Genomic DNA, 25,180 nt, shown 5'->3' with positions numbered 1-25,180 from the left:
CAGCGAAGAACCTTATCAGCTTAGAAAGTCACTTATATGAACGACTTGTGCTAGCTTGATAAGGCCCTTCACTTCGCTTTGCTCCATCTAGGGTGACAGACCTGGCGTTGAGCACAACACAAAAAAACCCGGCTCCATGACGGAACCGGGCTTTCGAATAAAATAAGCTAACAATAAATCCTTAGGCGGCAGCCGACTCGCCGTTCTCACGGTCGTCGATGGCCTTCTTGAGCTTGGCAATAGCCTGGGTGGCGCGCTCTTCGTCCAGACGGTTGATGTTCAAGAGCATCTTGGTCTTCTCCTGACGGGTAATCACCGGATGGTTGAGCAGACGGATGATTTCCTCTTTCTGAGCGGCCGTAGCGTAGGCTACTGCGGGAGCGGCAGCTTCAACTGCTACAGGCTCAGCCGGCACGGCCTTCATGGCGGCGGCTACCTGGGCAGCGGGAGCTTTCTGAGGAGCCGGAGCAGCAGCAACCACCTTCGCATCGGTCGTGTTTCCGCCGTAATCCATTTCCTCAGCCGGGGTAGGCTCGTAGCCCGCAGCCCGGATAATCCAGGCCAGGATGTTACGGTAGGCTTTGCCGATAGCCCGGGTCTGGGCCATGCTCATGATGGCAAACTCCTGGTAGAACTTCTTGCCCTGCTCTTTGCTCGAGCAAATGGCGAAGCCCGCCCCTACCGTGTGGCCGCTGCGCAGATCGAACAGCGTCACTTTGGCCTGATACTTTATTTCAGATTCGGTCGAAACGTTGATGACATGGTCGACGATGGGCACAATGCCCAGGCGCGAGCCGGCATACTGCCAGCCTTCCACGTTCACGAACTCCTTGCCCTGCACATTCGTGGTGAGCTTGTTGTCCTTGATGAACTTGGCCAGATCCGTGGCCAAGTGCAACGTCTCATCGGAGCGCGAAATATCGTAGCTCTCGATTTTGGTCTTGTTGACCTGGGTTTTGGGTGCTTTCGTGGCTTCGTTCATGGCGGTTTCCATAAGTGTCCTGTAGTACGTTCTGTTGTTCTATTACTAAACTAAAGTACGGGGTTTTTGGTGCAAAAAACCAGCACTTTTTTAGTAAATTTTATCATTGATTATCAATTACTTACAAAGTATTTTGAAATACCTTGTTTCTAACCAGGTTAGTACAATAGCAAACGTAAGCCATATACTATGTGTTCCTGGCTTCCGCACTATATGCTAAAATATTTAGCCAAGGCGACTTTACTCCGGCTTTCGCAACTACCCCAACAAAAAAGCTCTGCCGGACCGGAGTCCAACAGAGCTTACAACGTATTTGCTATGAGGGGGTTATCGGAAGCTGAACGCTAGCCTTCCCAGATGTTGCCGTCCTTCATGGTGATTTTGCGGTCGGCCATTTCGGCCAGCTGGTCGTTGTGAGTTACAATCACGAAGGTCTGGCCCAGCTCTTTGCGCAGCAGAAAGAATATCTGGTGCAGCTCCTGGGCGTTCTGCGAGTCGAGGTTGCCGCTGGGCTCATCGGCAAAGATAATTTCGGGCGAGTTGATCAGGGCCCGGGCCACGGCCGTGCGCTGCTGCTCCCCGCCGCTCATTTCCGAGGGCTTGTGGTCGGCGCGGCGCTCCAGGTTCAGCATGCCGAGCAATTCGCGGGCCCGCACCCGGGTTTCCTTCTCGGAGCGGCCCGCCAGGTAAGCCGGCAAGCACACGTTTTCGAGGGCCGTAAACTCGGGCAGCAGGTTGTGAAACTGGAAAATGAACCCAATGTGACGGTTGCGGAACTTGGCCAGGTTGGAGCGGCCCAGGGAGCTTACCGAGGTACCATCGAAGAGCACCTCGCCTGAATCAGGGTTGTCGAGCGTGCCCAGAATGTGCAGCAGCGTGCTTTTGCCGGCTCCTGAAGAGCCCACAATCGACACGATTTCCGATTTCTCAATCGTCAGATCGATGCCCCGGAGCACTTCCAGCGTGTTGTATTTCTTTCGAACGTTGATGGCCTGCAGCAAGGGAAAGCAGAATTGAATGAGCGCGTATTAAAAACAAATCTACGGAATGTAGGGAGTTGTCGGGTTTCGAATGCAGATTAGCCTTCGTTTGCCGACCAGCTCCCGGCCCTGCTACGCATAAAACGCTGGCAGTGCTGCTTCTGCGCCCAATTTCTTTTTCATCTACTTTCCGCTTTGCCCGCTTTGCCCGCTATGCCTGCTCTGTTTGCCTCGCGCTCCTGGCTCTGGATGTGGCCCGCAGCTGCGCTGGGGTTGCTGTTGGCCGTTGCAGCGGCGTGGTGGCAGTGGCCCCACTCCCCCACGCCGCTGCCGCCTATCCAGGCCCCGGCCCGGCCCCTCTCGGAACTGCTGGCCGATGGCCGCTACCGGGGCGTGAGCTGGGTAGCCGGCGACTCGGTAACCGATGCCGACCTGGCGCCCCTGACCCGCGCCCACGTCACCTGGATAGCGCAGATACCCTTCGGCTGGCAGCCCGACGCCCAGCAGCCCACCGTGCAGCTGCACACCGGGGCCGGGCAGCGCCGCCGCAGCCGGGGCGGCTACTGGGGCGAAACCGACTTTGGTATTGTATTCACGGATCAATTGGCCCGGAAACGCAATATTCAAACCCTGCTCAAGCCGCACTTGTGGGTGCGGGGCAAAGGCGCTTGGCCCGGCAGCATCAGCATGCAGACCAAAGCCGACTGGCAGGCCTGGTTTGCGTCCTACTCCACATTTTTGCTCCACTATGCCCGGCTGGCCGAAGCCCACCACTTTGGCGGCCTCTGCATTGGCACCGAGCTGGAAAAAACCGTGGGCCACGAAAAGGAATGGCGCCGACTTATTAAGGAGGTGCGCAAGATCTACCACGGCCCCCTGACCTACGCCGCCAACTGGAGCGGGGAGTTTGAGCAGGTGAAATTCTGGGATGCCCTGGACTTTATCGGCATTCAGGCCTACTTCCCGCTGAGCAAGAACGCAGGGCCGCCCAAAGCCGAGCTGCTGGCAGCCTGGCAGGCCCACCGGGCGGCCATCGAGCGGGTGCAGCGCCACTACAACAAGCCGGTGATCTTCACCGAGGCCGGCTACCGCAACACCGCCGACGCCGCCATTGAGCCCTGGATCTGGCCCGACCGCACAGCCGTGCTGCTTACCCCCGATGAGCAAACCCAGGCCGCCTGCTACGCCGCCCTGTTCGAGACGTTCTGGCCCCAGCCCTGGTTTAAGGGCCTGTTTATTTGGAAATGGTACCCCGGCCTGGCTCCCGATGGTCCGGCCCGCCGCCACGCCGACTTCACGCCCCAGCACAAACCCGCCGAGCAGATTATGGCCCAGTGGTACGGGCAATGAACTAGGAGCTACCCACCGGCAGGCCGGCACTAACCGGATTATTCCGGCCGGGCCATGGCAACAAATACAGGCCGCTGAGGGTTAGAAGCCAATTTTCACCTCCTATATATCCCGAATACTGGGCGCCCCTCGCAATGACAGCGAATAATGCCTACTTTCGTGGCCTAGTAGAACACCACCCCGTCAACCCCCATTGAACTGACCCTCTATGAACATTCACGAGTATCAGGGTAAAGAAATCCTCAAAAGCTACGGCGTCCGTATCCAGGAAGGCATTGTGGCCGACACCGCTGATGAAGCTGTAGAAGCCGCCAAAAAGCTGACCGCCGACACCGGCACCAGCTGGCATGTGATTAAGGCCCAGATCCACGCGGGTGGCCGCGGCAAAGGGGGCGGGGTGAAACTCGCCAAAAACCTGGAGCAGGTAAAAGACATTGCCGGCCAGATCATCGGCATGCAGCTCGTCACCAAGCAAACCGGTGCCGAAGGCCGCAAGGTCAACAAGGTGCTGGTGGCCCAGGACGTGTACTACCCCGGTGCTTCCGAGCCCAAGGAATACTACATGAGCGTGCTGCTCGACCGTACTTCCGGCAAAAACGTCATCATCTATACCACCGAGGGTGGTATGGACATCGAGGAAGTAGCCGAGGCGCATCCCGAGAAGATCCACAAGGAAATCATTGACCCCCGCGTGGGTCTGCAGGGCTTCCAGGCCCGCAAAATTGCCTTCAACCTCGGTGTGGAAGGTGAGGCGTTCAAGGAGATGGTGAAGTTCGTAACGGCCCTATACAAGGCCTACGACGAAACCGACTCGTCGATGTTCGAAATCAACCCCGTGTTGAAGACCTCGGACAACAAGATCCTAGCCGTAGACGCCAAGGTGAGCCTCGACGAAAACGCGCTGTACCGCCACAAGGACTTCGTAGCCCTGCGCGACACCAACGAGGAAGACCCGCTGGAAGTAGAAGCCTCGGCCTCGAACCTGAACTATGTGAAGCTCGACGGCAACGTGGGCTGCATGGTAAACGGCGCCGGCCTAGCCATGGCTACCATGGACATCATCAAGCTCTCGGGCGGTGAGCCGGCCAACTTCCTCGACGTAGGGGGTGGAGCCAATGCCCAGACTGTAGAAGCTGGTTTCCGCATCATCCTGAAGGATCCGAACGTGAAGGCCATCCTGATCAACATCTTCGGCGGCATCGTGCGTTGCGACCGGGTAGCCAACGGTGTGGTAGAAGCCTACAAGAACATTGGTGACATCAAGGTGCCGATTATCGTGCGTCTGCAGGGTACCAACGCCGAAGAAGGCGCCCGCATCATCGACGAAAGCGGCCTGAAGGTGTACTCGGCCGTATTGCTGAAAGACGCCGCTCAGAAAGTAAAAGAAGTCCTGGCTTCGCAAGTCGCCTAGCGCTAGTCGTTTCCGGGTTCGGAAACGACTAGAAAAGCCCGTCCGGACTATCCGGGCGGGCTTTTTTGCGCCACATAATCATGTGGTTCCGACTGGCCATCAACAAGGTTAATAACAAATTATTATTACTTATGCAACATAGTATACCAACAACCTAACCCCGTATTTCACGTTAGAACTCAGCTCTCTCCTACCTCCTGTCCATCCTACTTGCAGACACATCTACCCATGATTCATAAGGCAATTGCAGGATTTGCGCTGATAGCAGCGCTGAGCGGCCCTGATTTGGCATCGGCTCAACGCGTGGCAGCTCCCGAGAAACCACTGGAATTTGCCCTCACTCCCGACGCGACGCCCTGTCCGTTCCAGTTCAGCTCGTCGGATGAAGCCTACCTGGTAACCCTGCGCGAGAACTACGCCCTGAACGACATCATAGCGGGTAAAACCACCGATTTCGACAAAGCCCGCACACTCTGCACCTGGGTGCATAACCGCTGGGTACACGACGGACACGTACGGGCCAAAAAGCCGGACCCGCTGTCCATTCTGAAAGAGGCGGATATGGGCAGCAACTTCCAGTGTATTGAGTACAGCATCGTGCTCAGCGGCGTGCTCACGGCCGTAGGCATCCCCGCCAGGGCCGTGTATCTGAAAACGGCCGACTCGGAAACCCGGCGCCAGGGTGCCGGCCACGCCGTAACGGAAGTGTGGCTGCGGGACCAGCAGAAATGGGCTATGCTGGACGGGCAGTGGGATGCTGTGCCCTTGCTCGACAACGAGCCTATCAACGCCATTGAGTTGCAGAAGGCCCTGTCTACCAACAATCCAGCCCTGCGCATCGAAACGGCGTCCAATACCCGCGCCAAAACCTATTTCAACTGGATCAGCCCCTACCTCTACTACTTCGATACGGTGCTCGATAACCGTTTTGGCATCAAGACCCAGCCGAGCGGCGTGATGCTGGTCCCGAATGGCGCTAAATGCCCCACCGTATTTCAGCGTGACACGCCAATTCGCCGCATGCGCTACACCAACTCGGTGGCCACGTTCTACTCCCGCCCCCTGGAGTTTATGGGCGGCGAGGCCAACAAGCCCGTGCTACCGGAAAATGGCAGTGCCTACTAATTGAGCAGCACATCAGCGTAGAACATAAAGAAGGCCCCGTTGCTTAGCAACGGGGCCTTCTTTATTCGCAGTGGTAAAATGTATTTAGGCGTTGTCGGCAGACACGGCCGCGGGCTGACCGGCTACTTTGAGTTCCACTTCCATGTTGCCGCGCGTCCCAACGGAGTACGGACAGATCTGGTGGGCTTTGTTCACCATGTCGATGGCCTTTTGCGGCTCTACTCCTTTCAGGTCCACATCCAGCACTGCGCTCAGGCCGTAGCCTTCACCCTCCTGAAATAAGGTTACGGAGCATTGCACCGTACTAGCAGGGTCCATCTTCAAGTTTTCGCGGCCGGCAATTACAATCAGTGCCTGCTGGAAACAGGCCGCATAGCCGGCAGCAAACAACTGCTCGGGGTTTGTTGCCCCCTTTTCGCCTCCCAGACCTTCGGGCACCGACATGGGCATATCGATAACGCTGTCGGAGGAGCGCACGTGGCCGCTACGGCCGCCAGTGGCCGTAGCATCGGCCGTATACAGATTCTTTTTCATGAGCAGGTGTCAGGTTAGAGAAGTAATCGGTTGTGTATCTGTCTTAACTGACTTCACCCGAATTTGGTTATCCTTGTTGCAGGTGACTTATATCAGCATCTGGCCCAAGCAAATGCGGTTTTGGTTTGGCAGGGCACATTTTTCTCTCTACTTTTGCCGCATACCAAACGTCAACTGGTCGCGTCGTACAACGGATAGTATAAGAGTTTCCGAAGCTCTTGATCTAGGTTCGATTCCTAGCGCGACCACTGAAAAGGCCCTCACGATAGCGTGAGGGCCTTTTTTCATTACTAGGGTACAGCTTGGGGTACAACCGCAGTCTTTCACAACTTCAGCCGTAGTAGTGTTACATACCTTTAGTTTTTGGATTACACGTGCCTTATGAGGCTGCGGGCTCTACTTTCCCGCTCTATTTCGTCTGCCTGTCAATAATGACGGGCACCGCGGTTGGCGTGCAGCTTCTACTTCACTTCGAAATTGATGGAGGAGCGGGTGCGCTTCAAGGCCTGCAATATTGCCAATGCCGTAGCTACTGCTTAATCAGCTTGGCCGTGAATTGCGTGGTGCCGTTGCTATAGCGCACCAGGTACTGGCCACTGGCCAAGTGCTGCAGGTCGAGCAGGGTCTGTTGGCTGCCGACCGGGCAAAAAATGGTGGCGACCCGCTGCCCCATCGGGGAATAGATGGTGATGGTGGTTTCCTGCGTGGCCACCGGATGCACCAGCAACGCCTCTGCCGTCGCTGGATTGGGGTACAGTTGCAAGCGGGTGCTGGCCGCGCGGCGCGTACCGGTTATCACCTGCGCCTCCCCTTTCACCAGCACATTCTTGAGTGTGGCAAAGCGGGTCGTGGTCGTGGTGGAGCCGCAGCTGAAATACACCCGGAACGTGAGGCGCTGCCCGGCCTGCAACGTCATGCCGCTGGCTCCGGCAAAGGCCAGGCGGTAGGCAGCCTGCGTGCCCAGGAAAACCGGTGTGGTAAAGCCGGCATTCGCTGTGCCGGGCAGCATCCCTCCGGGACCAGTGCCGCCGCTCACGTCGGCCGAGTCGGCGGCAAAGCCACTGCGCGACCATACGACCGCCATTTTCGTGTTGCTGGTAGAGCCCGTGACGTAGGCGGTGAACGACACCGAATCCACCCGCACGGGCGTTGTGCCGTTGGGCGTTACGGTGAACTGCTCGTAGTACGTACGGTTCAGGTTGCCACCGGGGCCGCCCAGGGCCGTGGTCCAGCCCCCGTCGGCTGTTGGCGCAAATGCCTGGCCGTAGCGGGTAGAATAAGGCGGAATAGTGGCCGCGGCGGAGCCCGAGGATATGACAAACTTGCGAAACGTAGGTATGCTGCCCGTCACGGCACTGCTGCGCACGGCGGCGCTGTCCTGGTTGGTGCGGGCCATGGGCCACCACAGCAGCGGAAACGACTGCGGCAAGGCGGCGGCCTGCGCCGTGCCATTCAGGGACAAGCTGACGGTGGCCGCGCCCGTGCTGGTCAGGCCGAGGCTGCCTGTGTAGGTGCCCACGCTAGCGGCGTTCAGGCGCACACTCAGGGTGGTGCTAGCCACGATACCATTGGCGCTGGGCGTGAGGATGGCACTTGATGCCCAGGTGCTGCCGCCGTTAACCGATACCTGGAAGTTGGCGGAAGGCGTGATGACCAGCCCGGCCATCAGGTTTTCGCCGCTGACGAGAATGTTCTGCGCCGCCGAGGGCTGGCTTCCCCCCTGCAGGAACGCCTGGAAGCTACCCGTAGTAAGGATGGTGGGCATACTCGACACCTGCAGTGTGTCGGTCACGTGCGTGGCCAAGCCGGCCTTGGAAGCGCGCACGTAATAGTAATAAGTGGTGCCCGGCGCGGGAATGGGGTCCGTCGTACCGAAGTTGATATTGGTGGCAACGGTCGAGGTCGTGGTGTAAACCGGGGCGTACGTGCCGCGGCGCACGCTGCTGCGAAACAATTGATATTGCACCCCGCCTATGGGCCAGCTGATGTTCCACTGCAGGGTGGAAGGCGCCGTTGCCGTGCCTTTCAGGGCCAGGAAGTTCGATACGGCGATGGGTGCGGGCGTACTGGTGCAGAAATTAGGCAACACGCTGCACGGGTTCCAGTTGCCGAGCACGGCGGCGCGGGTGTAGTTCATGGTGTCCGCGTCGGCGAGCTGGATGGACCAGGGCACGCGCTGGCTGATGTTGACCAGGTTGCCGCTGAAATCCCGGCTCTTGTACTCGGCGTACTGGATGACGCTGGTCACCGTGCCGGCGTCCCACACCTGCCAGCCGGCGGGCTTGATGGAGCTGCCCATGGTGGTGTTCAGCCACACAACTTTGGTGTGGGAGCGGTCCGTGGGCGTCGAGCCCAAGTCATTCTGCCAGGGGCGCCCCAGCGTGTACGTCGTCGTGCCCCGGTTTTCCGGAATCAGGCAGTTGCGGAACACAAAGCCGTAGGGCTGCCCGGGCTGGGTGTTAGCCGCCGTGATGTAGCCACCATTGCCGCCGTCGCGCCGGGTGCGGGCGTAGATGATGCAGTTCTCGAACACGCCCCGGCCCGCGCCGAAGATAAAGTCGACTACACCATCGATGTAGCAGTCCTTGAAATAGTTGCGGTTGCCTACCTGCGAGTTGAGTTGCACGGTATCCTGCCCGCCCAGGAAGCGGCAGTTCTTAAAGGCTATCCGGTCGCCGGTGGTGTACATGGCCAGGGCCTGCGGCGACTCTCCCCAGAAGTTCTCAAAGGTGATATTCACCGCCGTTATGTCCGAGGCGTTGATGATGACCGTGGACGTGTTGCCGGGGAACGACGGCACGTTGGCCTGGTTATAGGTAATGCGGGTATTGGCCACACTCTCCCCGGTCAACTGCAGAAACGGCTTGTTGACCGGAATCGTCACCCGCTCCCGGTACGTACCGTTCTTGATGAAGATGGTAAACGGGGTGGTGCGGCCCGCGGGCGCGGCGTTGATAGCGGCTTGCACCGTGGTGTAATTGCCGGTGCCGTCCTGGGCCACGGTCAGGTCGAACGCCTGCGCGAAGGACGAGAGGGGAAAAGCAAACAGAAAAAAGCCAACCAACACCCAGAATTGGGTGGGGAGAACCTGCCGAGTAAGGGTATTTTGCATACGAGGGTAAATAGGTGGGACACAGGAATTATTCGTTAATAATACCTCCCACTTGCCCCGCCCGATGCCAGCCCTTGCCTCCTTATTTGTGCAATCGTTACCGGCAACGATGCCGGCGCGGCAGGACCAGTTCTTGTACAGCAAAACAGTCCGAAGGTAAACGCGGCAATTCAGTTTAAGGAGGGCTATTTCTCAACTGCACCCACTAGCCAGAACCATTTTGAAACGCTACCAGTTACAAAACATTAACCCATGCGCATGAGTTAAGAACATTGCTTACCTTCGCCTTCTATGGATACCAAGTCCCTCGTCAAGTTAGCCAAATCCCTCAGCGACCCTACCCGTCTTCGCTTGTTGCAGGAAATTGCAAAAGGGGAAATTACGGTCTGTGCCGACTTGTTTCAATACGTGCCTATTAGCCAGCCCTCGATGTCACAGCACCTCAAATCCCTCTCCGAGGCGGGCTTGATTGAGTCGCACAAAGAAGGCCGGAATATGCACATGTCCATCAATGCCGAAAAGCTGCAGGAGTTGGAAGACTTCCTGCAGCTGCTTAAACCGGCTACTGTTAAAGCTTAACTAATCCCGTAGCCCGCTGGCGGTATCGTCAGCGGTTTTTACTTTTTTAAAACATTATCTCTTGCTTATGTATTTATGGTTGGTACCTTTGCTGAAGTGAGCGAAGGGTACCCGCTGCTAGTAAACATCTATGTCTGGGTTTTTTTTAACCATTTACATTAGCACATGCTTATTCAATAATATATCAACACTAATTAGTAGCATTCCAACGCACATACGACTTCACTCAAGACCCTTGTCTGGGCCGCTTTTTACCATGAAACTTTCCTCTCTTTTAGCTGGCAGCTTGCTGCTGGCGAGCTGCGCGGAGCAGCAAGCCCCGCAACAGGCCCTGACCCCGCCGGCCCTACCGGTGCAAGTACTGCATACCGGCACCGAAACCACCTACCAGGATTACCCGGCTTCTATTGAGGGCGTCGTCAACGTGGAGATTCGGCCGCAGGTAACGGGGGTGCTGGAGCGCATCCTGGTGGATGAGGGCGCGGCCGTGCGCAAAGGCCAACCGCTGTTTAAAATTAACGACGCGCCGTTCCGCGAGCAGTTGAACAACGCCCTGGCGGCCCAGCAGGCGGCGGCCGGGGCTGTGGTCAGTGCCCAAATAGAAGTCGACCGGTTTGCGCCGCTGGTGCAGAACAAGGTCGTCTCGGAGGTGCAGTTGCAAACGGCGCAGGCGGCCCTGATCGTGGCCAAGGCCAACCTGCAGCGCGCCAAGGCAGCGGTCAGCAGCGCCCGTATCAATATGGGCTACACCACCATTACGGCGCCGGTAAGTGGCTACCTCGGACGGCTGCAAACCAAGCAGGGCAGCTTAGTGGGGCCCACTGATGCGCAAGCTCTGACGCAACTTTCCGACGTGCACGAGGTGCACACCTACTTCTCGCTGGGCGAGGACGATTTTGTCACCTTCCGCAAGCAGTACGCGGGGAGCACACTGCAAGACAAGCTCGCGCACCTGCCACCAGTGGCCCTGGTACTATCCGACCAAAGCACCTACCCCACCAAGGGCAAGGTGGATATGGTGGACGGGCAGTTCAACAAGACGACGGGGGCCGTGACGCTGCGCGCCACCTTCCCCAACGCCAACGGCCTGCTGCGCTCGGGCAACACGGGCACCATTCGGTTGGCCCTGGCGCACCCCGATGTGTTGCTGGTGCCCACCGCCGCCACCGTGGAGTTGCAGGACCGCGTGTTCGTGTACGCGGTGGGCGACAGCAACCGCGTCAGCCGCCAGGCCATCACCATTCAGGGCAAGAGCGGCGCCAACTACCTAGTGAGCCAGGGCCTGAAAGACGGCGACCGGATTGTGCTGCAAGGCATCGACCACTTGCAGGAAGGCCAAATCATCCAGCCCACCCCGGAGGCTCCAAAGGCCAGCGCCGTGGTGGTGGACCAGGAAGCCGCTCAATCCGTTCAGAATTAATCGTTTCCGGTTATGTTTAAAGTCTTTATTGAACGACCCGTGCTGGCCACCGTCATCTCCATCTTGTTGGTGATTTTGGGGGCACTGGCCTTGTGGAAGCTGCCGATTCAGCAGTTCCCCGACATTGCGCCCCCCACGGTGCAGGTCACGGCGCTCTACCCCGGCGCCAACGCCGAAACGCTACTGCGCTCGGTGGCGCCCTCGCTGGAAGAATCAATCAACGGCGTCGAGAACATGATGTACCTGAAGTCGACGGCCAGTAACGATGGCACGCTCGTCATTCAGGTCAGTTTCACCCTGGGTACCGACCCCGACCAGGCGGCCGTCAACGTGCAGAATCGGGTGGCGCAGGCCACCAGCCAGCTGCCGGCCGAGGTGGTGCAGCAGGGCGTGACCGTGGCCAAGCAGCAGAATAGCCTAGCCATGATTGTGGAGCTCTACTCGGAAGACCCCGAGAAGTATGACCAGATGTTTCTGGACAACTACGCGCAAATCAACCTGATACCGGAGCTGAAACGGATTCCAGGCGTGGGCTCGGCCATTGTGTTTGGGGGCAACAAGGCCTACGCCATGCGCGTTTGGCTGAACCCGGCGCAACTGGCCAGCTACAACCTCACGCCAGCCGAGGTGATGGCCGCCATCCAGGACAAAAACCTGGAGGCCGCCCCCGGTCGCCTGGGCGAGAGCAGCCAGGAGTCGTTTGAGTACGTCATCAAGTACAAGGGCAAGCGCAACAAGCCTACGGACTACGAAAACATGATACTCCGGGCCAATGCCGACGGCTCGATGCTGCGCCTCAAGGACGTGGCGCGGGTGGAATTTGGCTCGACGACGTACAACAGCAGCGTACGGGTTTCGGGCAAGCAGGGCATGAACGTGGCCATCTTCCAGGCGGCGGGCTCCAACGCCAACGAGGTGCAGATTGCCGTGAGCAAAGCCATGAAGAAGCTGGAAAAAAACCTACCCAAAGGCGTCAAGCAACTCACCCTGCTCAGTACCAAGGAGGCGCTGGACTTGTCCATCGAGCAGGTCAAGCACACGCTCCTCGAGGCCTTTGTACTGGTGTTTATCGTGGTGTTCATCTTCCTGCAGGATTTCCGCTCGACCCTCATTCCGGCCATCGCCGTGCCGGTGGCCATCGTAGGCACGTTCTTCTTTATGCAGCTGATGGGCTTTACCATCAACCTGCTCACGCTCTTTGCCCTGGTGTTGGCCATCGGCATTGTGGTCGATGACGCCATTGTGGTGGTGGAGGCCGTGCACAGCAAGCTGGAGGAGGGCACGCACTCGGTGAAATCAGCCACCACCAGCGCCATGAGCGAGATTACTGGGGCTATTATTTCCATTACCCTGGTCATGGCGGCTGTGTTTCTGCCGGTGGGCTTGCTGGAGGGCCCGACGGGGGTGTTCTACCGCCAGTTTGCCTTCACGATGGCCATTGCCATTGTTATTTCGGCCGTCAACGCCCTGACGCTGAGCCCCGCCCTGGCGGCGCTCTTTCTCAAGCACACCCCGCACGACGGGGAGCACGCCGCCCTTAAGTCATTTAAAACCCGCTTTTTTGCGGGCTTCAACCGCAGCTTCGAGCGGCTGACTGGTCGCTACGTGGGCAGCATCAAGTTTCTGGTGCGCCACAAGTGGGTAGGTATCGGCAGCCTGGTGCTGGTGGTGGCCCTCACCGGCTGGCTGGCTAAGCGTACGCCCTCCGGCTTCATTCCAAATGAAGACCAGAGCTTTGTGGCCGTGTCCGTGACCCTGCCGGCCGCCGCGTCGATGTACCGCACCGAGCAGGTTGCCCAGCAAATCGAAAAGCAGTTAATCCCCCTGCCGTCTATTGAGGTCATCAACATGATGGTTGGATTCAACATCCTGTCGCAGGCCACCAGCCCCTCGTCCATCACACTATTTGCGCGCCTGCGGCCCATCAAAGACCGCGGGGCGGAGAAGGACATTGAGGGCATTATGGCCATAATACGCGAAAAACTGACCCCCATTAAGGGGGCGGATTTCTTCGTGTTTACCACGCCCACCGTGCCGGGCTTCGGCAACGTGGAAGGCCTGGAAGTAGTGTTGCAGGACCGCACCGGCGGCGAGCTGCCCAAGCTCGGCCAGGTCGGGCAGAACTTTATCGGCGAGCTGATGAAGCAGCCAGCAATCGGCGTGGCCTTCACCTCGTTCCGGGCTGACTACCCGCAGCTGGAAGCGGAAGTAGATGAGGTAAAAGCCGCCCAACTGGGCGTGGGCGTGAAAGACGCGCTGCAAACCATGCAGGCCTTTTTCGGCAGCGCCCAGGCCACCGACTTCAACCGCTTCGGCAAATACTACCGGGTGGTGGTGCAGGCCGACCAGGCCAGCCGCGCCGACCTGACGGCCCTCAACGGCGCGTTTGTGAAAAACAACCGGGGCGAGATGGTCCCCCTGGCCACGCTGGTGCACCTCAAGCGGGTGTTCGGCCCGGAAACGGCCTCGCGCTACAACCTCTTCAACGCGCTGACCATCAACGCAACGCCGAAGCCGGGCTACAGCTCCGGCGATGCCATTAAGGCGGTCGAGCTGACGGCCGAGAAGTACTTGCCCGCGGGCTACACCTACGAGTTTTCGGGCTTGACCCGCGAGGAAATCTCCGCGGGCAACCAATCGACCATCGTCTTCCTGATGTGTATTGTGTTCGTGTACTTCCTGCTGGCGGCCCAGTACGAGAGCTACATTCTGCCCTTTGCCGTGCTGCTGTCGCTGCCGACGGGCATTTTGGGGGTGTTCGCGGCCATCGGTTTTGCGGGCATCACCAACAACATCTACGTGCAGGTGGCCTTGATTATGCTCATCGGCCTGCTGGCTAAGAATGCCATCCTCATCGTGGAATTTGCTTTGCAGCGCCGCCACGCGGGCGAGCGGCTGGTGCAGGCCGCGCTCAATGCCTCAGCCTCCCGCCTGCGCCCCATCCTCATGACGTCGCTGGCCTTCGTGGCCGGGATGCTGCCGATGATGAACGTGCAAGGCCCGTCGGCGCAAGGCAACCATTCTATCAGCATCGGCGCGGCCGGGGGCATGTTCACGGGCGTCGTGCTCGGCCTGTTCCTGATTCCCTTGCTGTTCGTGATTTTTCAACGCCTGAACGAGCGCCTCAGCGGGACGTCCGGCCCCCAAGCCCCTGCGGTTCCGGCCGAGCGGGAACGGGAGCGGGTCCACGCCACGGTTAGCTAATCTCCATGACTACTCTTAAGAATAAACCCTGGCACCGGCTTCCGCTGGTGCTGGCAGGCTTGCTCCTTGTGGCATCCTGCAAAGTGTCGAAAGACCTACCCCTGCCCACGCTGCCGCTGCCGGCCACGTACCGCACCGCCACCAACACCGATACGGCCTCGGTCGTCAACCTGCCGTGGCGCAGCTTCTTCACCGAGCCGGCCTTGCAGCAACTGCTCGACAGCGCCACTCGGCACAACAACGACTTGCAGCTGGCTATCCAGAATATCGCCTCGGCGCAGGCCACGCTCAAGCAGGCCCGGCTGGGCTACTTCCCGGCCGCGACCCTGCAAGCGGGCGTAACGACCAACCGGCCCTCCAGCAACAGCCTGAACGGCATTTCCCTCAGCCAGTTTCTGGGCACCAAGCACATCGAAGACTATAATCTAGCACCGACCATCAGCTGGGAAGCCGACATCTGGGGCAAAATCCGCAGCCGCAAGCAGGAGGCGCTGGCCGTCTACCTGCAAAGCCAGGAAGCGCGCAAGGCCGTGCAAACGCAAGTGGTGGCACAAGTGGCCGAGGGCTATTATAATCTGCTGATGCTGGACACCCAACTAGCCGTGGCCCGGCGCAACTTCGCCCTCACCGACAGCACCCTGCGCTTCACCCGGCTGCAGTTCACGGCCGGGCAGGTGACGGCCCTGGCCGTGCAGCAGGTCGAGGCGCAGCGCCTGACGGCGGCCGGCCTCATCCCTGAGTTCGAGCAGGCCATCACGGTGCAGGAAGATGCCCTGAGCATCCTGGCCGGGCGGATGCCGGGCGGCATCAGCCGCACCGGCAACCTGCTGCGTCTACAAGTGCCGGTGGTGTCCGCAGGTGGCGTGCCGGCGGCGCTGCTGGCCCGGCGGCCCGACGTGCGCAGTGCCGAGCTGGCCCTGGACCGAGCTAACGCCACGGTGGGCTACACCAAAGCGCAGCTCTACCCCACGCTGGCCATCACGGCGCAGGGCGGCCTCAATTCCTTTCAGGCCAGCAACTGGTTTAGCGTGCCGGCCTCGCTGTTTGGCTTGGCGACGGGGGGCATTACGCAGCCGCTGTTTCAGCGCGGGGCGTTGCGCACGCAGTACCAGCAGGCCCAGATTGACCGCGAGCGGACGGTGATTCAGTTCCGCCAGCAGGTGCTGGTAGCGGTGGGCGAAGTATCAGATGCCCTCGGACAGGTCCAGCGCACGCAGACCCAGCAGGCCATTGCCACGGAGCGCGTCAGCACGCTACGCCAGGCGACGACCAATGCCAATCTACTATTCCGCAGCGGTCTGGCCAGCTACCTGGAAGTCATCACGGCCCAGAGCAACGCGCTGCAAAGCGAGCTGGAGCTGGCTTCGCTGAAACGCGACCAGTTGGAGGCGAATGTGGAGCTGTACCGGGCCGTGGGCGGCGGCTGGCAGTAACAAGCCCCAATCTACTCTACTCGCACTCCCTGCTTCGCCAAGCAAAATTCTCCTATCCCACCCTACTGCTATGGATACCAAGTCCCTCGTCAAGCTAGCCAAGTCGCTGAGCGACCCGAACCGCCTGCGCATGCTGCAGGAGATTGCGCGGGCGCAGCGGCTGGGATGCGCCAATCTGTATGAGTTTGTGCACATCAGCCAGCCCTCCATGTCGCAGCACGTGAAGGCGCTGGTAGATGCGGGCTTGGTCCATTCGTGTAAGGAAGGCCGCAACATGTACTTGACTATCAACACAGAAAAGCTGCAGGAACTGGAAAGCTTTCTGCAATTGCTGAAGATGCCCTAGCTCTCCTACAAGTCACTGGACGTTCCGAAGCAAGGCATCGCCTGGAATCGATAAACTACTCAACCCCATCCCATGAAAATCGGAATCATTGGCACCGGCCCTGTCGGCGGCTCCCTCGCCAAAAACCTGGTCGCCCTCGGCCACCAAGTGAAAGTGACCAACACCCGCCAGCCGGCCGAGCTGGCCCGCAAAGCCCAGGAATTGGGGGCTAGCCCTGCCACTCTACAAGAAGTGGTGCAGAACGTGGACCTAATCTTTATCGCCGTGCCTTTCAAGGTACTTGACGAGTTTCCCAAGGACCTGTTCCGGTCGTTGCCCCCCGAGGTTATCGTGGTGGATACCGGCAACTACTACCCCTTTCGGGACGAGAAAATCGAGGCCCTGGAGCAAGGCCAGCCGGAGAGCGTGCTGGCGGCCGAGCAGCTGGGCCGCCCCTTGCTGAAAGCCTTCAACAACCTGCTGGCTGAGACGATTGCCGACGGCGGCACCGCTCCCGGCACGCCCGGCCGCATAGCCCTTTCCATTGCGGGCGACGACAAGCGCGCCAAGCAAATTCTATCCGACCTCTGCAACGACTTCGGCTTCGACGTGGTGGATGGGGGTAGCCTGGCCGACTCGTGGCGGCAACAGCCCGGCACCCCGGCCTACTGCACCGAACTCACGGCCCCCGAGCTGACCCAGGCCCTAGCCAATGCCGTGCCCGGCAAAGCCCCGCAAATACGCGACCAGATTATCTCGGCGCTGCTGCAACGCGAAGCCTGGCCTACGCGCGAAGAAGTGGTGGCCGGCAATCGTGCCCGGCAGCTAGGCAAGGCGTAGCCGGACCACGCTTTTCCCTAGGTTCTTTTTTAAACAAAACTTCCAGCTACTATCATGGCAACTACCATCCTGCACGCGGCGCAAGCCAAATCAATCGGCGGCCGTGACGGCCGTATCGAATCAACCGACCACGTGCTTAACCTGGAGCTGACCATGCCCCGCAGCCTAGGCGGCTGGGCCCGCGAAGGCGCTACCAACCCCGAGCAGCTCTTTGCCGCCGGCTACGCCGCCTGCTTCGGCAATGCCGTCATTCACATTGCGCGCCAGGCCAAGGTGAACGTGGGCGACATCTCCATTGATGCCCAAGTGGAGCTGTTCATGAACGAAGAAAACCTGCCCACCCTCAGCGTGGCCCTGCACGCCAACCTGCCCGGCGTAGACCAGGCCCAGGCCGAGGAAATCGTGGACAAGGCCCACCACACCTGCCCTTACTCGCGCGCCACGCGCGGCAACATCGACGTGAAGCTCACTGTCACCACCGACGCCGCCGTAGCTGCCTAGACCGCCACGGTGGGCAGAGTGAACCTTACGCCCGGCTCAAGCGCAATGCTAGGGCTGGCGTAAGGTTCGCCGTGCAGCTCGGCCCGCCTGTCGGGCGAGCTGATGTACCCCCCTCTTTTCACATTCACGCATTCTCCTTATGAAGATTGGCATTATTGGCACCGGTTCCATCGGGGCTACCCTCGCGCAAAAGCTGGCGGCTGCCGGTCACCAGGTGAAAGTCACCAACACCCGCCAGCCCGACGAGCTGGCCCAAAAAGCGAAGGAGCTGGGCGGCAGCCCCGCTACCCTGCCAGAAGTAGTGCAGGACGTGGACGTGGTGTTCGTCAGCATCCCCCTGCACGCCATTCCAAAGCTGCCCACCGGCCTGCTACGCGACCTGCCCCCGGCGGTGGTGGTGGCGGATACCAGCAACTACTACCCGCAGCGGGACGGAAAAATCGACGCTTTGGAAAACGGGCAAGTCGAAAGCGTGTGGGTGGCCGAGCAGTTGGGTCGCCCCATCATCAAAGCCTACAACAACATCCTGTCCCAGACGCTGGTGGTGGGCGGCACCGCCCCCGGCACGCCCGGTCGCATCGCCATTTCGGTAGCCGGCGACAATGCGCAGGCCAAACAGCGCGTGGCTGAGCTCATCAGCGCTACAGGCTTTGACGTGGTAGACGCGGGCTCCTTGGCCGAGTCGTGGCGGCAGCAGCCGGGCACACCAGCCTACTGCACCGACCTCACGGCCCCGGAGCTGACCCAGGCCCTGGCCAACGCCGTGCCCGGCAAGGGCCCGCAGGTGCGCGATGAGATTATAGCCCAGCTCACGCAGCACGGCACGCCCCTCACGCGCGAAGACCTGCTGGCCCTGAACCGCTCGCTGGGCATGGGCGCGTAGGCTAGGTGCCCATCACCCCAACAACTTGCCTGCCGACCAACAGCAGTAAAAACGATGACGAACAAGAAAGTATGGTTTGTAACCGGGGCCTCGAAGGGTCTCGGTTTAACGCTGGTGCGGGAGCTGCTGGCCGCCGGTTACGCCGTGTCCGCTACCTCCCGCAACCTAGAAGCGCTGCGGCAAGCCGTGCCGGGAGCTAATGACCGTTTCCTACCCCTACAAATGGACCTAAGCAGCGAGGAAAGCGTGCGCCAGGCTGTTGAAGCTACTATCGGCACGCTCGGCGGACTCGACGTGGTGGTGAACAATGCGGGCTATGGCCAGCTCGGCGGCCTAGAAGAAATCAGCGACCAGGAAGCCCGCCAAAACTTCGAGGTTAACGTGTTTGGCTTGCTCAACGTGCTGCGCGGGGCTACTCCTTACCTGCGACAGCAGGGCGGAGGTAGGGTATTCAATATCTCCTCTTCGGGTGGGTTCCTGGGCCATTTTCCGGGCTGGGGCATTTACTGCGCCACCAAGTTTGCGGTGGCGGGCCTCACGGAATCGTACGCGGCGGAAGTCAAGAACTTTGGCATCCAAGCCACGGTGGTGTACCCCGGCTCCTTCCGCACCGACTTCCTCACGGCAGATTCGCTGGCCCTCCCCCAGCAGCCCTTGGCGGCCTACCACGCTATCCACGCGTCGCAGGTACTTCAAGACCAGCACTACAACGGCCAGCAGCCCGGCGACCCGTCCAAAGCGGCGGCGGTCCTTATCCAGATCAGTGAAGCCGAAAACGCACCTCTGCACTTATTTCTGGGCGAGGACGCCCACCAAGTGGCCGACCTCAAAATAGCCGCCGTGCAGCACGATTTGCAACAGTGGCAGACCGTGGCTGCTGCCACCAGCTTCCCGGTCGCCGCACTTTAGTAGCCGCGCCCGGCCCTACCTACCGAATTTAATTACAATGCAAAATCAAATAGAAAACCAGCAAAAACCGACCGTTCTGGTGTTAGGCGCCAGCGGAACAATTGGCCGCCAAGTGGTCAAAGACCTGGAAGGTCAAGCCGTCAACGTACGCATCACCTCGCGCAACCAGGAGACGGTAGAACAGCTTCGCCGTAACGGAAAAGACTGCCATTACCTGGACCTGGATGACCCCAGAACCTTCGCGCTGGCGCTGGCCGGGGTGGACCGGGTATTTCTGCTAACCGGCTACACAGTGGCCATGCTCACGCAAAGCAAAACCCTGGTGGATGCGGCAAAAAAGGCCGGCGTCCGCCATATCGTGCACGTGGGCGTGTTTGCGGAGTGGGACACGACCGATGCCCACTTTGCCTGGCACCAGCTGATTGAAAAGTACATCGAGGCCAGCGGCATCGCCTGGACCCACCTCCACCCGAACATGTTTATGGAGGTGTTTACGGGGCTGTACATACCCAAGAATCTAACCTACACCGGCTACTGGGATGACCGGCGAGTCGGCTACATTGCCTCTAGTGATATTGCGGCGGTGGCCACCAAAGCCCTCGTCGACGGCCCCGAGCGCCACGGCGGTCAGCACTATTGGCTGAGCGTGGAAACCTTTAACGGGCAGGAAATTGCGGCGCTGTTGAGCGAGGTGACCGGCCTGAAAATCAAGTATGAGAACAAAGGCCTCGAAGGCTTTAAAGAGCTGATTGAAACGCTGCTGGCGAATGGGGCGGAGAGCTGGTACGCGAATGCCAACATTGAGTTTGTGACGCAGATGCTCGACGGCCGGATGTCCTATATGTCGATGGTGCAGAACGATATTCCCTACGTGCTGGGCCGGCCCGCCAAAACCCTGCGGGAATTTCTGGAGGAGCATAAGGCTGCAATTGTGGCGTCAGCTGGGTCGATATAAAGGACAGGCAGGTACTGGTCTATGCCTGCCGAGAAGGTTCTGCCGGGGCAAAAGCACGCATTCATACTCCAAGTGATGAACAACAGAAAAACACTAAAGCTAGCCGCGGTCATTGATGGGCCGGGGTGGAATTTTTCCTCTTGGCGCCACCCCGACATGCCCGCCGACGCCGGCGAAAACATCGATTTCTTCATTCAACAGGCGCAGCTGGCGGAGCAGGCCAAATTTGAAACCCTGTTCCTGTACGATGTCAGCCACGTTGGCCCCGGCAACATTCCCTACTACCTGAGCATGTTCGAGGGGGGGACGCTCATGTCGGCCCTGGCCATGAAAACGGAGCGCATAGGCCTCTCGCTGACGGCTTCGACTTCCTACACTGACCCCTACAACCTGGCCCGGAAGGTCTTGTCGCTGGACAAAATCAGTAAGGGCCGGGCCTCGCTCAACGCCATCACGTCCAACCCCGGCGGGATGGTGAACTTCAGCCGGGGCCACCTCGGCAAAGCCGACCAGTACCCCATGCACCAAGAGTTTCTGGAGATTCTGCTGGGCCTATGGGACACGTACGAGGACGACGCCTTTCCCCGCGATAAGGAAAGCGGCGTGTTTCTGAATCCGCGCAAGATGCACCCCATCAACTACCGGGGCAAGTACTTCTCGGTGGATGGGCCGCTGAACCTCAGCCGCTCGGTGCAGGGCCGGCCGGTTTTGTACATGGCCGGTAGCTCCCCCACCTTCGTGGACCTAGCCACTTCCTACACCGACGGCGTCTTCATGGCGGGCAGCTCCTTCGAGGAAACCTTGTCCCTGTCCAATGCGCTGACCGCGAAGCTGCTGGAAAAAGGCCGGCAGCCGGCAGACTTCGTGCGGTCGGTAGCGCAAAACCCCATCGTGGGCCGCACCGATGCCGAGGCCTACGCGAAGTACCAGGCAATCCGCGCCCTAGGTCCGTATTCGCACCGACCCGTTCCCTTATTCATGGGCTCGGCCGAACGCATTGCCAACGAGGTACAGAAGTGGTATGAAGCCGGAGCAATCGATATGCTTATGGTTCAGCAAGACCATCCGTATGGGATACAAGACTTTATCGAGTTGGTAGTACCCATTTTGCAGGAACGCGGCCTCTTCCATACGGAGTACGAAGCGCAAACCCTGCGGGGAAATCTGGGCTTACCAACCCCAGCGTTCCGAACCATTTAAGCAGCGTCTCCTGCTGTTCCTGCTACTAAAGCATCTGGCCTGCTGCTACCAGCGGCCACTTACCGAAAGAAGTTATGCCTACTCCTGTGAACGAGTCCAACCGCCCGGAAAAGCAATCAGTCGCTTATTCCATCTTAGACCTAGCCATCGTCTCGCAAGGCGATACGGTGAAGCAGACCCTGAACAATTCGTTGGCGCTGGCTCAAGCTGCCGAGGCAGCCCACTACACCCGCTACTGGCTGGCCGAACATCATAACTCCGATAATATCGGCAGCAACGCGCCCCCCCTGCTCATTGGGTACGTGGCTGAAAATACGACGACCATCCGGGTGGGCTCCGGCGGCATCATGCTGCCCAACCATTCGCCTCTGATTGTGGCCGAGCAATTTGGCACGTTGGCGCAGCTCTATCCAGGCCGCATTGATTTGGGGGTGGGCCGGGCGGCGGGTACCGACTCGCCGACCGCGAAGGCCATTCGGTCGGATTTCATGCAGGCGGCCCAGGCCTTTCCGCAAGAAATCAGCAAGATTCAGACGTACTTCTCCCCTGCCAACAAACAGGCCGCCGTGCGGGCCCCTATAGCCGAAGGCACCGAAGTGCCTCTGTACATCTTAGGTTCCAGCACCGATAGCGCCCACTTAGCGGCCAAGCTGGGCCTGCCCTATGCGTTTGCCAGCCACTTTGCCTCCACGCACTTGCACGAGGCGCTGCGAATTTATCGTGACGAATTTCAGCCTTCGGCGGCGCTAAGTCAGCCGTATACCATCGTGGCCATCAACGCCTACGTGGCCGATACCGACGAAGAAGCCCAACGCCAGTTCACGAGCGTCATCCGGATGTTCGTCGGGATGTTAACGGGGAGAACAAAAGAGCCCATGCAGCCGCCAACTGACATGACCGAAGAACTGCAAGAGATGTGGCAGCATCCATCCGTCTACCAGATGCTCAAGTACTCCTTTGTTGGCAGCAAGCAAAACGTCAAGCAGCAGTTGCAAGCATTTCTGGTCGAAACGCAGGCCGATGAGCTTATCACCGCTTCCAGCATGTACGCCCTGGAAGACCGGCTCAAATCCACCCGGCTATTTGCAGACATTGTGCAGGAGATAAATGAAAACAGGTAAAGCAAAATGGTAAGTAGCGCCTAGCAGGCTAATCAGCCCTACTTCCGAAATGCGCCCAGACCGGTTTCTCATGTAGGGCCGTTTTCTGGTTATCGCCGTAAGGTAGCGGGTGGCCATCCGGCTGCCCGCTTTTTCGTTTCCTTCCTGACGCGCGCCGATAACACCCCATGCGTCGAGCGCACTATGGACCCAGGCTCGACCAAGGTCCTGCACGGCGAGGGCATCGACAACCCCGACGCCGAGCCGGCTGAAATTGCCCTAGAAGCGAATCCAAACCTGGCCTACGAGCACTGGGACGAGTACTAGCGCAAAGTCCACGGCCCGAAATTTGCCTACGAGGAACCGGGTACCGACAACGAGCCCGTGTTGCGCTACGACCAGGTGCACTGTGCCTACCGGCACATCGACCGCGGCGCAGATCTTTCTGACGCTGAAGCCTTCGCCCTGCAGTTCCCGGATGCGGGCCACTAATTCCGGAGCCAGAGCCCGACGGCCGTGCACGTAGGCCTCCCCTTTCTCGGCCGCCTTCTGCTTCTTCCGGGCCAGGCCCTGCTTCACGTTTTCGCTGAGCCGCTCACTGTAGTAGCCGGTGGCCCAGCTGAGCACCGCCTTCATGAAGTCCTTCATCGGGCCGGCCGTGTTCAGCATTGGCTCGGAGTAGCTCCAGAAACTCACCCCGCACTGCTCCAGTAGCGAGGTGTGCTCGAACACCTTCTCGATACCCTCGCGGCTGAAGCGGCTCAGGTCCCAGACGCGCACCAGGTCGAACTTGCGCTTGCCAGCGTCGGTCAGCAACTGCTGGAAGGCCCGGCGGCTCGACTTACGGCCCGAATCCTCGTCGACGTACTCCTTCACTACCACGTCGCCAGCGCGCTCGGCTTCCCGGCGCAGCACCATCAGCTGGTTTTCCGGATCCTTGTCCTGGGTCGACACCCGGGCATAGAGGGCTACTCGCACAGCTAATACAGATTAGTTAGTATGCAGATTCTATTTTCTTTTTACCTTAATAAGGTGATAAGCTCAGGAAATGGCTTGTCACTTACATAATCAACTGCTCGTAGTCCTGCCTTATTTTTGGTGTCCGTACGACCACCATGCTCCATCAGGTATTTTATGGCATTATAACAAGCAACATCATTACCGGGACCGGAGTCGCCAACCTGCGCATGCTGAGCTATATACATGATGGGAGTGAGGCCTTTCTGGTCCTGTACATTCACCCGACTTCCTTTCTCTACTAAAAACTTGATTTTATCAAGATCTACCCCGGCTGCAGCAAGCATAAGGGGCGTAACGCCTTTGGAGTCGCTGGCATTAACATCCATCTTTAACTCGTTTACCACGAATGCGGTGGTTTCCATCTCTCTACTACCGACCGTATACATCAACAAGGTATGCCCACTTGTGTCCCTGTCTTGAATGTTGTATTTGAACGTAAGAATGAGCCAGCGTAAAAAATCGACATTATTACTATCAATGGATTGCATTAGAACTGTGCTGCCATCGTCAAGACGATCATTCGGGCGGGCACCTAAAGTTATCAAGTATTCACACAGAGCCTTATTAGCATCAAGAGCGGCGTACGAGAATGCGGTATTTCCATTCTCTCCCCTCTTATTGATATCAGCTCCTTTCTGAATCAAATACTCTACTACTACTTTGTGTCCGGTTAGTGCTGCCAGCGCAATTGGGGTTGAGCCAGTTTTATCCGCTAGATTTACATCGGCTCCATTCTCAACAAGTAGCTTCACCAAGCTAAAAATTTGTTCTCGATTAGAGGGGAAAGAACCATTAGAGTAAAAATTTGCCGTTATCAACGGGGTATGACCATACTCGTCCTTCACATTCACATGTGCACCCCTACTAATTAAGTAGGCAGCCATGGGGTAATCGAGTTCTTTGGCAGCAATCAGCAAGGGGGTTTGACCAGCATCTGCTTCCCCTCGTAGGCTGTCGCTCATTATCCGAGAATTCACGTTAGCCCCTCTATTAAGCAAAATTTTTACAGCGTTAACATTTTTGCTTCTCGTCGCAGTATGAATTAGAGCCTCGCCGTTATTCCACCTTCTTTCATCAGCACCTTTAACTATCAGGTACCGCATGACTTCAACCTGGCCGCCTAGAGCAGCATAGCTTAATATAGAATCTTCGTTATCAGTAAGCGAGTCTACTTTGCCTCCTTCTTGGACGTATACCTTGATGCGTTTTAAATCTCCATTTCTTGCAGCATTATGAACATCTGGCTCGGAAGAGCAGCTAGCAAACAGGATGGATAGCAGTATAATAATACCTGAAAATAGTGTATTTCTCATTGGC

The 25,180-nt window shown here is 58.7% G+C and carries 22 protein-coding genes and 1 tRNA gene; 17 read left to right on the top strand and 6 right to left on the bottom strand.

Annotation, left to right across the window (positions count from 1 at the left end):
* Window positions 1–181 precede the first annotated feature (181 nt).
* Together LGH70_RS10100 and LGH70_RS10095 are read right to left on the bottom strand one after the other, a co-directional pair.
* Window positions 182–994 carry a hypothetical protein gene (locus LGH70_RS10100; protein WP_226185111.1) on the bottom strand — a complete coding sequence of 271 codons (813 nt, stop codon included), beginning with the start codon at window positions 992–994 and terminating at the stop codon, window positions 182–184.
* Between the two features lie 332 nt (window positions 995–1,326).
* Entirely contained in the window at window positions 1,327–1,983 is a 657-nt protein-coding gene (locus LGH70_RS10095) for an ABC transporter ATP-binding protein (protein WP_226185110.1), read from the bottom strand.
* 192 nt (window positions 1,984–2,175) lie between these two features.
* Here LGH70_RS10095 and LGH70_RS10090 point away from each other — a divergent pair, with 192 nt between their 5' ends.
* The 3 genes from LGH70_RS10090 (at window position 2,176) to LGH70_RS10080 (ending at window position 5,848) form a co-directional block, all read left to right on the top strand.
* Window positions 2,176–3,312 (top strand): glycoside hydrolase family 113, encoded by a 1,137-nt coding sequence (locus tag LGH70_RS10090; RefSeq protein ID WP_226185109.1) that lies wholly within the window; start codon window positions 2,176–2,178, stop codon window positions 3,310–3,312.
* A 208-nt stretch (window positions 3,313–3,520) separates the two neighbouring features.
* On the top strand, window positions 3,521–4,723 hold the full coding sequence (gene sucC, locus LGH70_RS10085; protein WP_226185108.1) for an ADP-forming succinate--CoA ligase subunit beta: 1,203 nt from the start codon (window positions 3,521–3,523) through the stop codon (window positions 4,721–4,723).
* Window positions 4,724–4,951: 228 nt separating this feature from the next.
* Window positions 4,952–5,848 carry a transglutaminase-like domain-containing protein gene (locus LGH70_RS10080; RefSeq protein ID WP_226185107.1) on the top strand — a complete coding sequence of 299 codons (897 nt, stop codon included), beginning with the start codon at window positions 4,952–4,954 and terminating at the stop codon, window positions 5,846–5,848.
* A gap of 84 nt (window positions 5,849–5,932) precedes the next feature.
* Here LGH70_RS10080 and LGH70_RS10075 read toward each other — a convergent pair whose 3' ends face one another.
* Entirely contained in the window at window positions 5,933–6,382 is a 450-nt protein-coding gene (locus LGH70_RS10075; RefSeq protein ID WP_226185106.1) for an organic hydroperoxide resistance protein, read from the bottom strand.
* Window positions 6,383–6,558: 176 nt separating this feature from the next.
* Between LGH70_RS10075 and LGH70_RS10070 the strand changes: the two genes are divergently transcribed.
* Window positions 6,559–6,630 (top strand) — tRNA-Arg (locus LGH70_RS10070).
* A 281-nt stretch (window positions 6,631–6,911) separates the two neighbouring features.
* Here the strand turns inward: LGH70_RS10070 and LGH70_RS10065 are convergent.
* The gene (locus LGH70_RS10065; RefSeq protein ID WP_226185105.1) at window positions 6,912–9,494 is read right to left on the bottom strand and encodes a pectinesterase family protein; all 2,583 of its coding nucleotides are present in this window, start codon (window positions 9,492–9,494) and stop codon (window positions 6,912–6,914) included.
* Window positions 9,495–9,785: 291 nt separating this feature from the next.
* Between LGH70_RS10065 and LGH70_RS10060 the strand changes: the two genes are divergently transcribed.
* The 13 genes from LGH70_RS10060 to LGH70_RS23610 all read left to right on the top strand — a co-directional run bounded on the left by LGH70_RS10060 (window position 9,786) and on the right by LGH70_RS23610 (window position 23,170).
* The gene (locus tag LGH70_RS10060; protein ID WP_226185104.1) at window positions 9,786–10,073 is read left to right on the top strand and encodes an ArsR/SmtB family transcription factor; all 288 of its coding nucleotides are present in this window, start codon (window positions 9,786–9,788) and stop codon (window positions 10,071–10,073) included.
* Between the two features lie 256 nt (window positions 10,074–10,329).
* A complete protein-coding gene (locus LGH70_RS10055; protein WP_226185103.1) occupies window positions 10,330–11,493 on the top strand; it encodes an efflux RND transporter periplasmic adaptor subunit in 1,164 nt (387 codons plus the stop codon).
* A gap of 12 nt (window positions 11,494–11,505) precedes the next feature.
* Window positions 11,506–14,697: an efflux RND transporter permease subunit gene (locus tag LGH70_RS10050; protein ID WP_226185102.1), complete on the top strand. Its 3,192-nt coding sequence runs from the start codon at window positions 11,506–11,508 to the stop codon at window positions 14,695–14,697.
* A gap of 5 nt (window positions 14,698–14,702) precedes the next feature.
* On the top strand, window positions 14,703–16,130 hold the full coding sequence (locus LGH70_RS10045; RefSeq protein WP_226185101.1) for a TolC family protein: 1,428 nt from the start codon (window positions 14,703–14,705) through the stop codon (window positions 16,128–16,130).
* A 70-nt stretch (window positions 16,131–16,200) separates the two neighbouring features.
* Window positions 16,201–16,476 carry an ArsR/SmtB family transcription factor gene (locus LGH70_RS10040; RefSeq protein ID WP_226185100.1) on the top strand — a complete coding sequence of 92 codons (276 nt, stop codon included), beginning with the start codon at window positions 16,201–16,203 and terminating at the stop codon, window positions 16,474–16,476.
* 72 nt (window positions 16,477–16,548) lie between these two features.
* Window positions 16,549–17,295, top strand: coding sequence for an NADPH-dependent F420 reductase (locus LGH70_RS10035; RefSeq protein WP_226185099.1), 747 nt, complete (start codon window positions 16,549–16,551; stop codon window positions 17,293–17,295).
* Between the two features lie 54 nt (window positions 17,296–17,349).
* Window positions 17,350–17,796 carry an organic hydroperoxide resistance protein gene (locus LGH70_RS10030; RefSeq protein ID WP_226185098.1) on the top strand — a complete coding sequence of 149 codons (447 nt, stop codon included), beginning with the start codon at window positions 17,350–17,352 and terminating at the stop codon, window positions 17,794–17,796.
* A 139-nt stretch (window positions 17,797–17,935) separates the two neighbouring features.
* Window positions 17,936–18,679, top strand: a complete 744-nt coding sequence (locus tag LGH70_RS10025) for an NADPH-dependent F420 reductase (RefSeq protein ID WP_226185097.1) — start codon at window positions 17,936–17,938, stop codon at window positions 18,677–18,679.
* Window positions 18,680–18,733: 54 nt separating this feature from the next.
* Window positions 18,734–19,588 carry an SDR family oxidoreductase gene (locus tag LGH70_RS10020; protein ID WP_226185096.1) on the top strand — a complete coding sequence of 285 codons (855 nt, stop codon included), beginning with the start codon at window positions 18,734–18,736 and terminating at the stop codon, window positions 19,586–19,588.
* A gap of 37 nt (window positions 19,589–19,625) precedes the next feature.
* Window positions 19,626–20,543, top strand: a complete 918-nt coding sequence (locus LGH70_RS10015; RefSeq protein ID WP_226185095.1) for an NmrA family NAD(P)-binding protein — start codon at window positions 19,626–19,628, stop codon at window positions 20,541–20,543.
* Window positions 20,544–20,564: 21 nt separating this feature from the next.
* Window positions 20,565–21,743, top strand: coding sequence for an LLM class flavin-dependent oxidoreductase (locus LGH70_RS10010; protein WP_348533744.1), 1,179 nt, complete (start codon window positions 20,565–20,567; stop codon window positions 21,741–21,743).
* Window positions 21,744–21,829: 86 nt separating this feature from the next.
* Window positions 21,830–22,864: an LLM class flavin-dependent oxidoreductase gene (locus LGH70_RS10005; protein WP_226185093.1), complete on the top strand. Its 1,035-nt coding sequence runs from the start codon at window positions 21,830–21,832 to the stop codon at window positions 22,862–22,864.
* Window positions 22,865–23,047: 183 nt separating this feature from the next.
* Window positions 23,048–23,170 carry a hypothetical protein gene (locus LGH70_RS23610; protein WP_262905297.1) on the top strand — a complete coding sequence of 41 codons (123 nt, stop codon included), beginning with the start codon at window positions 23,048–23,050 and terminating at the stop codon, window positions 23,168–23,170.
* On the opposite strand, the gene LGH70_RS10000 is transcribed toward LGH70_RS23610, so the two are convergent.
* Complete coding sequence (locus LGH70_RS10000; protein ID WP_226185092.1) at window positions 23,123–23,821, bottom strand: recombinase family protein; 699 nt, start codon at window positions 23,819–23,821, stop codon at window positions 23,123–23,125. The genes LGH70_RS23610 and LGH70_RS10000 overlap by 48 nt on opposite strands.
* 41 nt (window positions 23,822–23,862) lie before the next feature.
* Entirely contained in the window at window positions 23,863–25,176 is a 1,314-nt protein-coding gene (locus LGH70_RS09995) for an ankyrin repeat domain-containing protein (protein WP_226185091.1), read from the bottom strand.
* Between the last annotated feature and the right edge of the window lie 4 nt (window positions 25,177–25,180).

The organism is Hymenobacter nitidus, from assembly GCF_020447315.1.
In the GTDB taxonomy this organism is placed as follows: Bacteria; Bacteroidota; Bacteroidia; order Cytophagales; family Hymenobacteraceae; genus Hymenobacter; species Hymenobacter nitidus.
The sequence above is the reverse complement of the archived record's forward strand: the minus strand, read 5'-3'. Positions and strand labels throughout refer to the sequence as shown.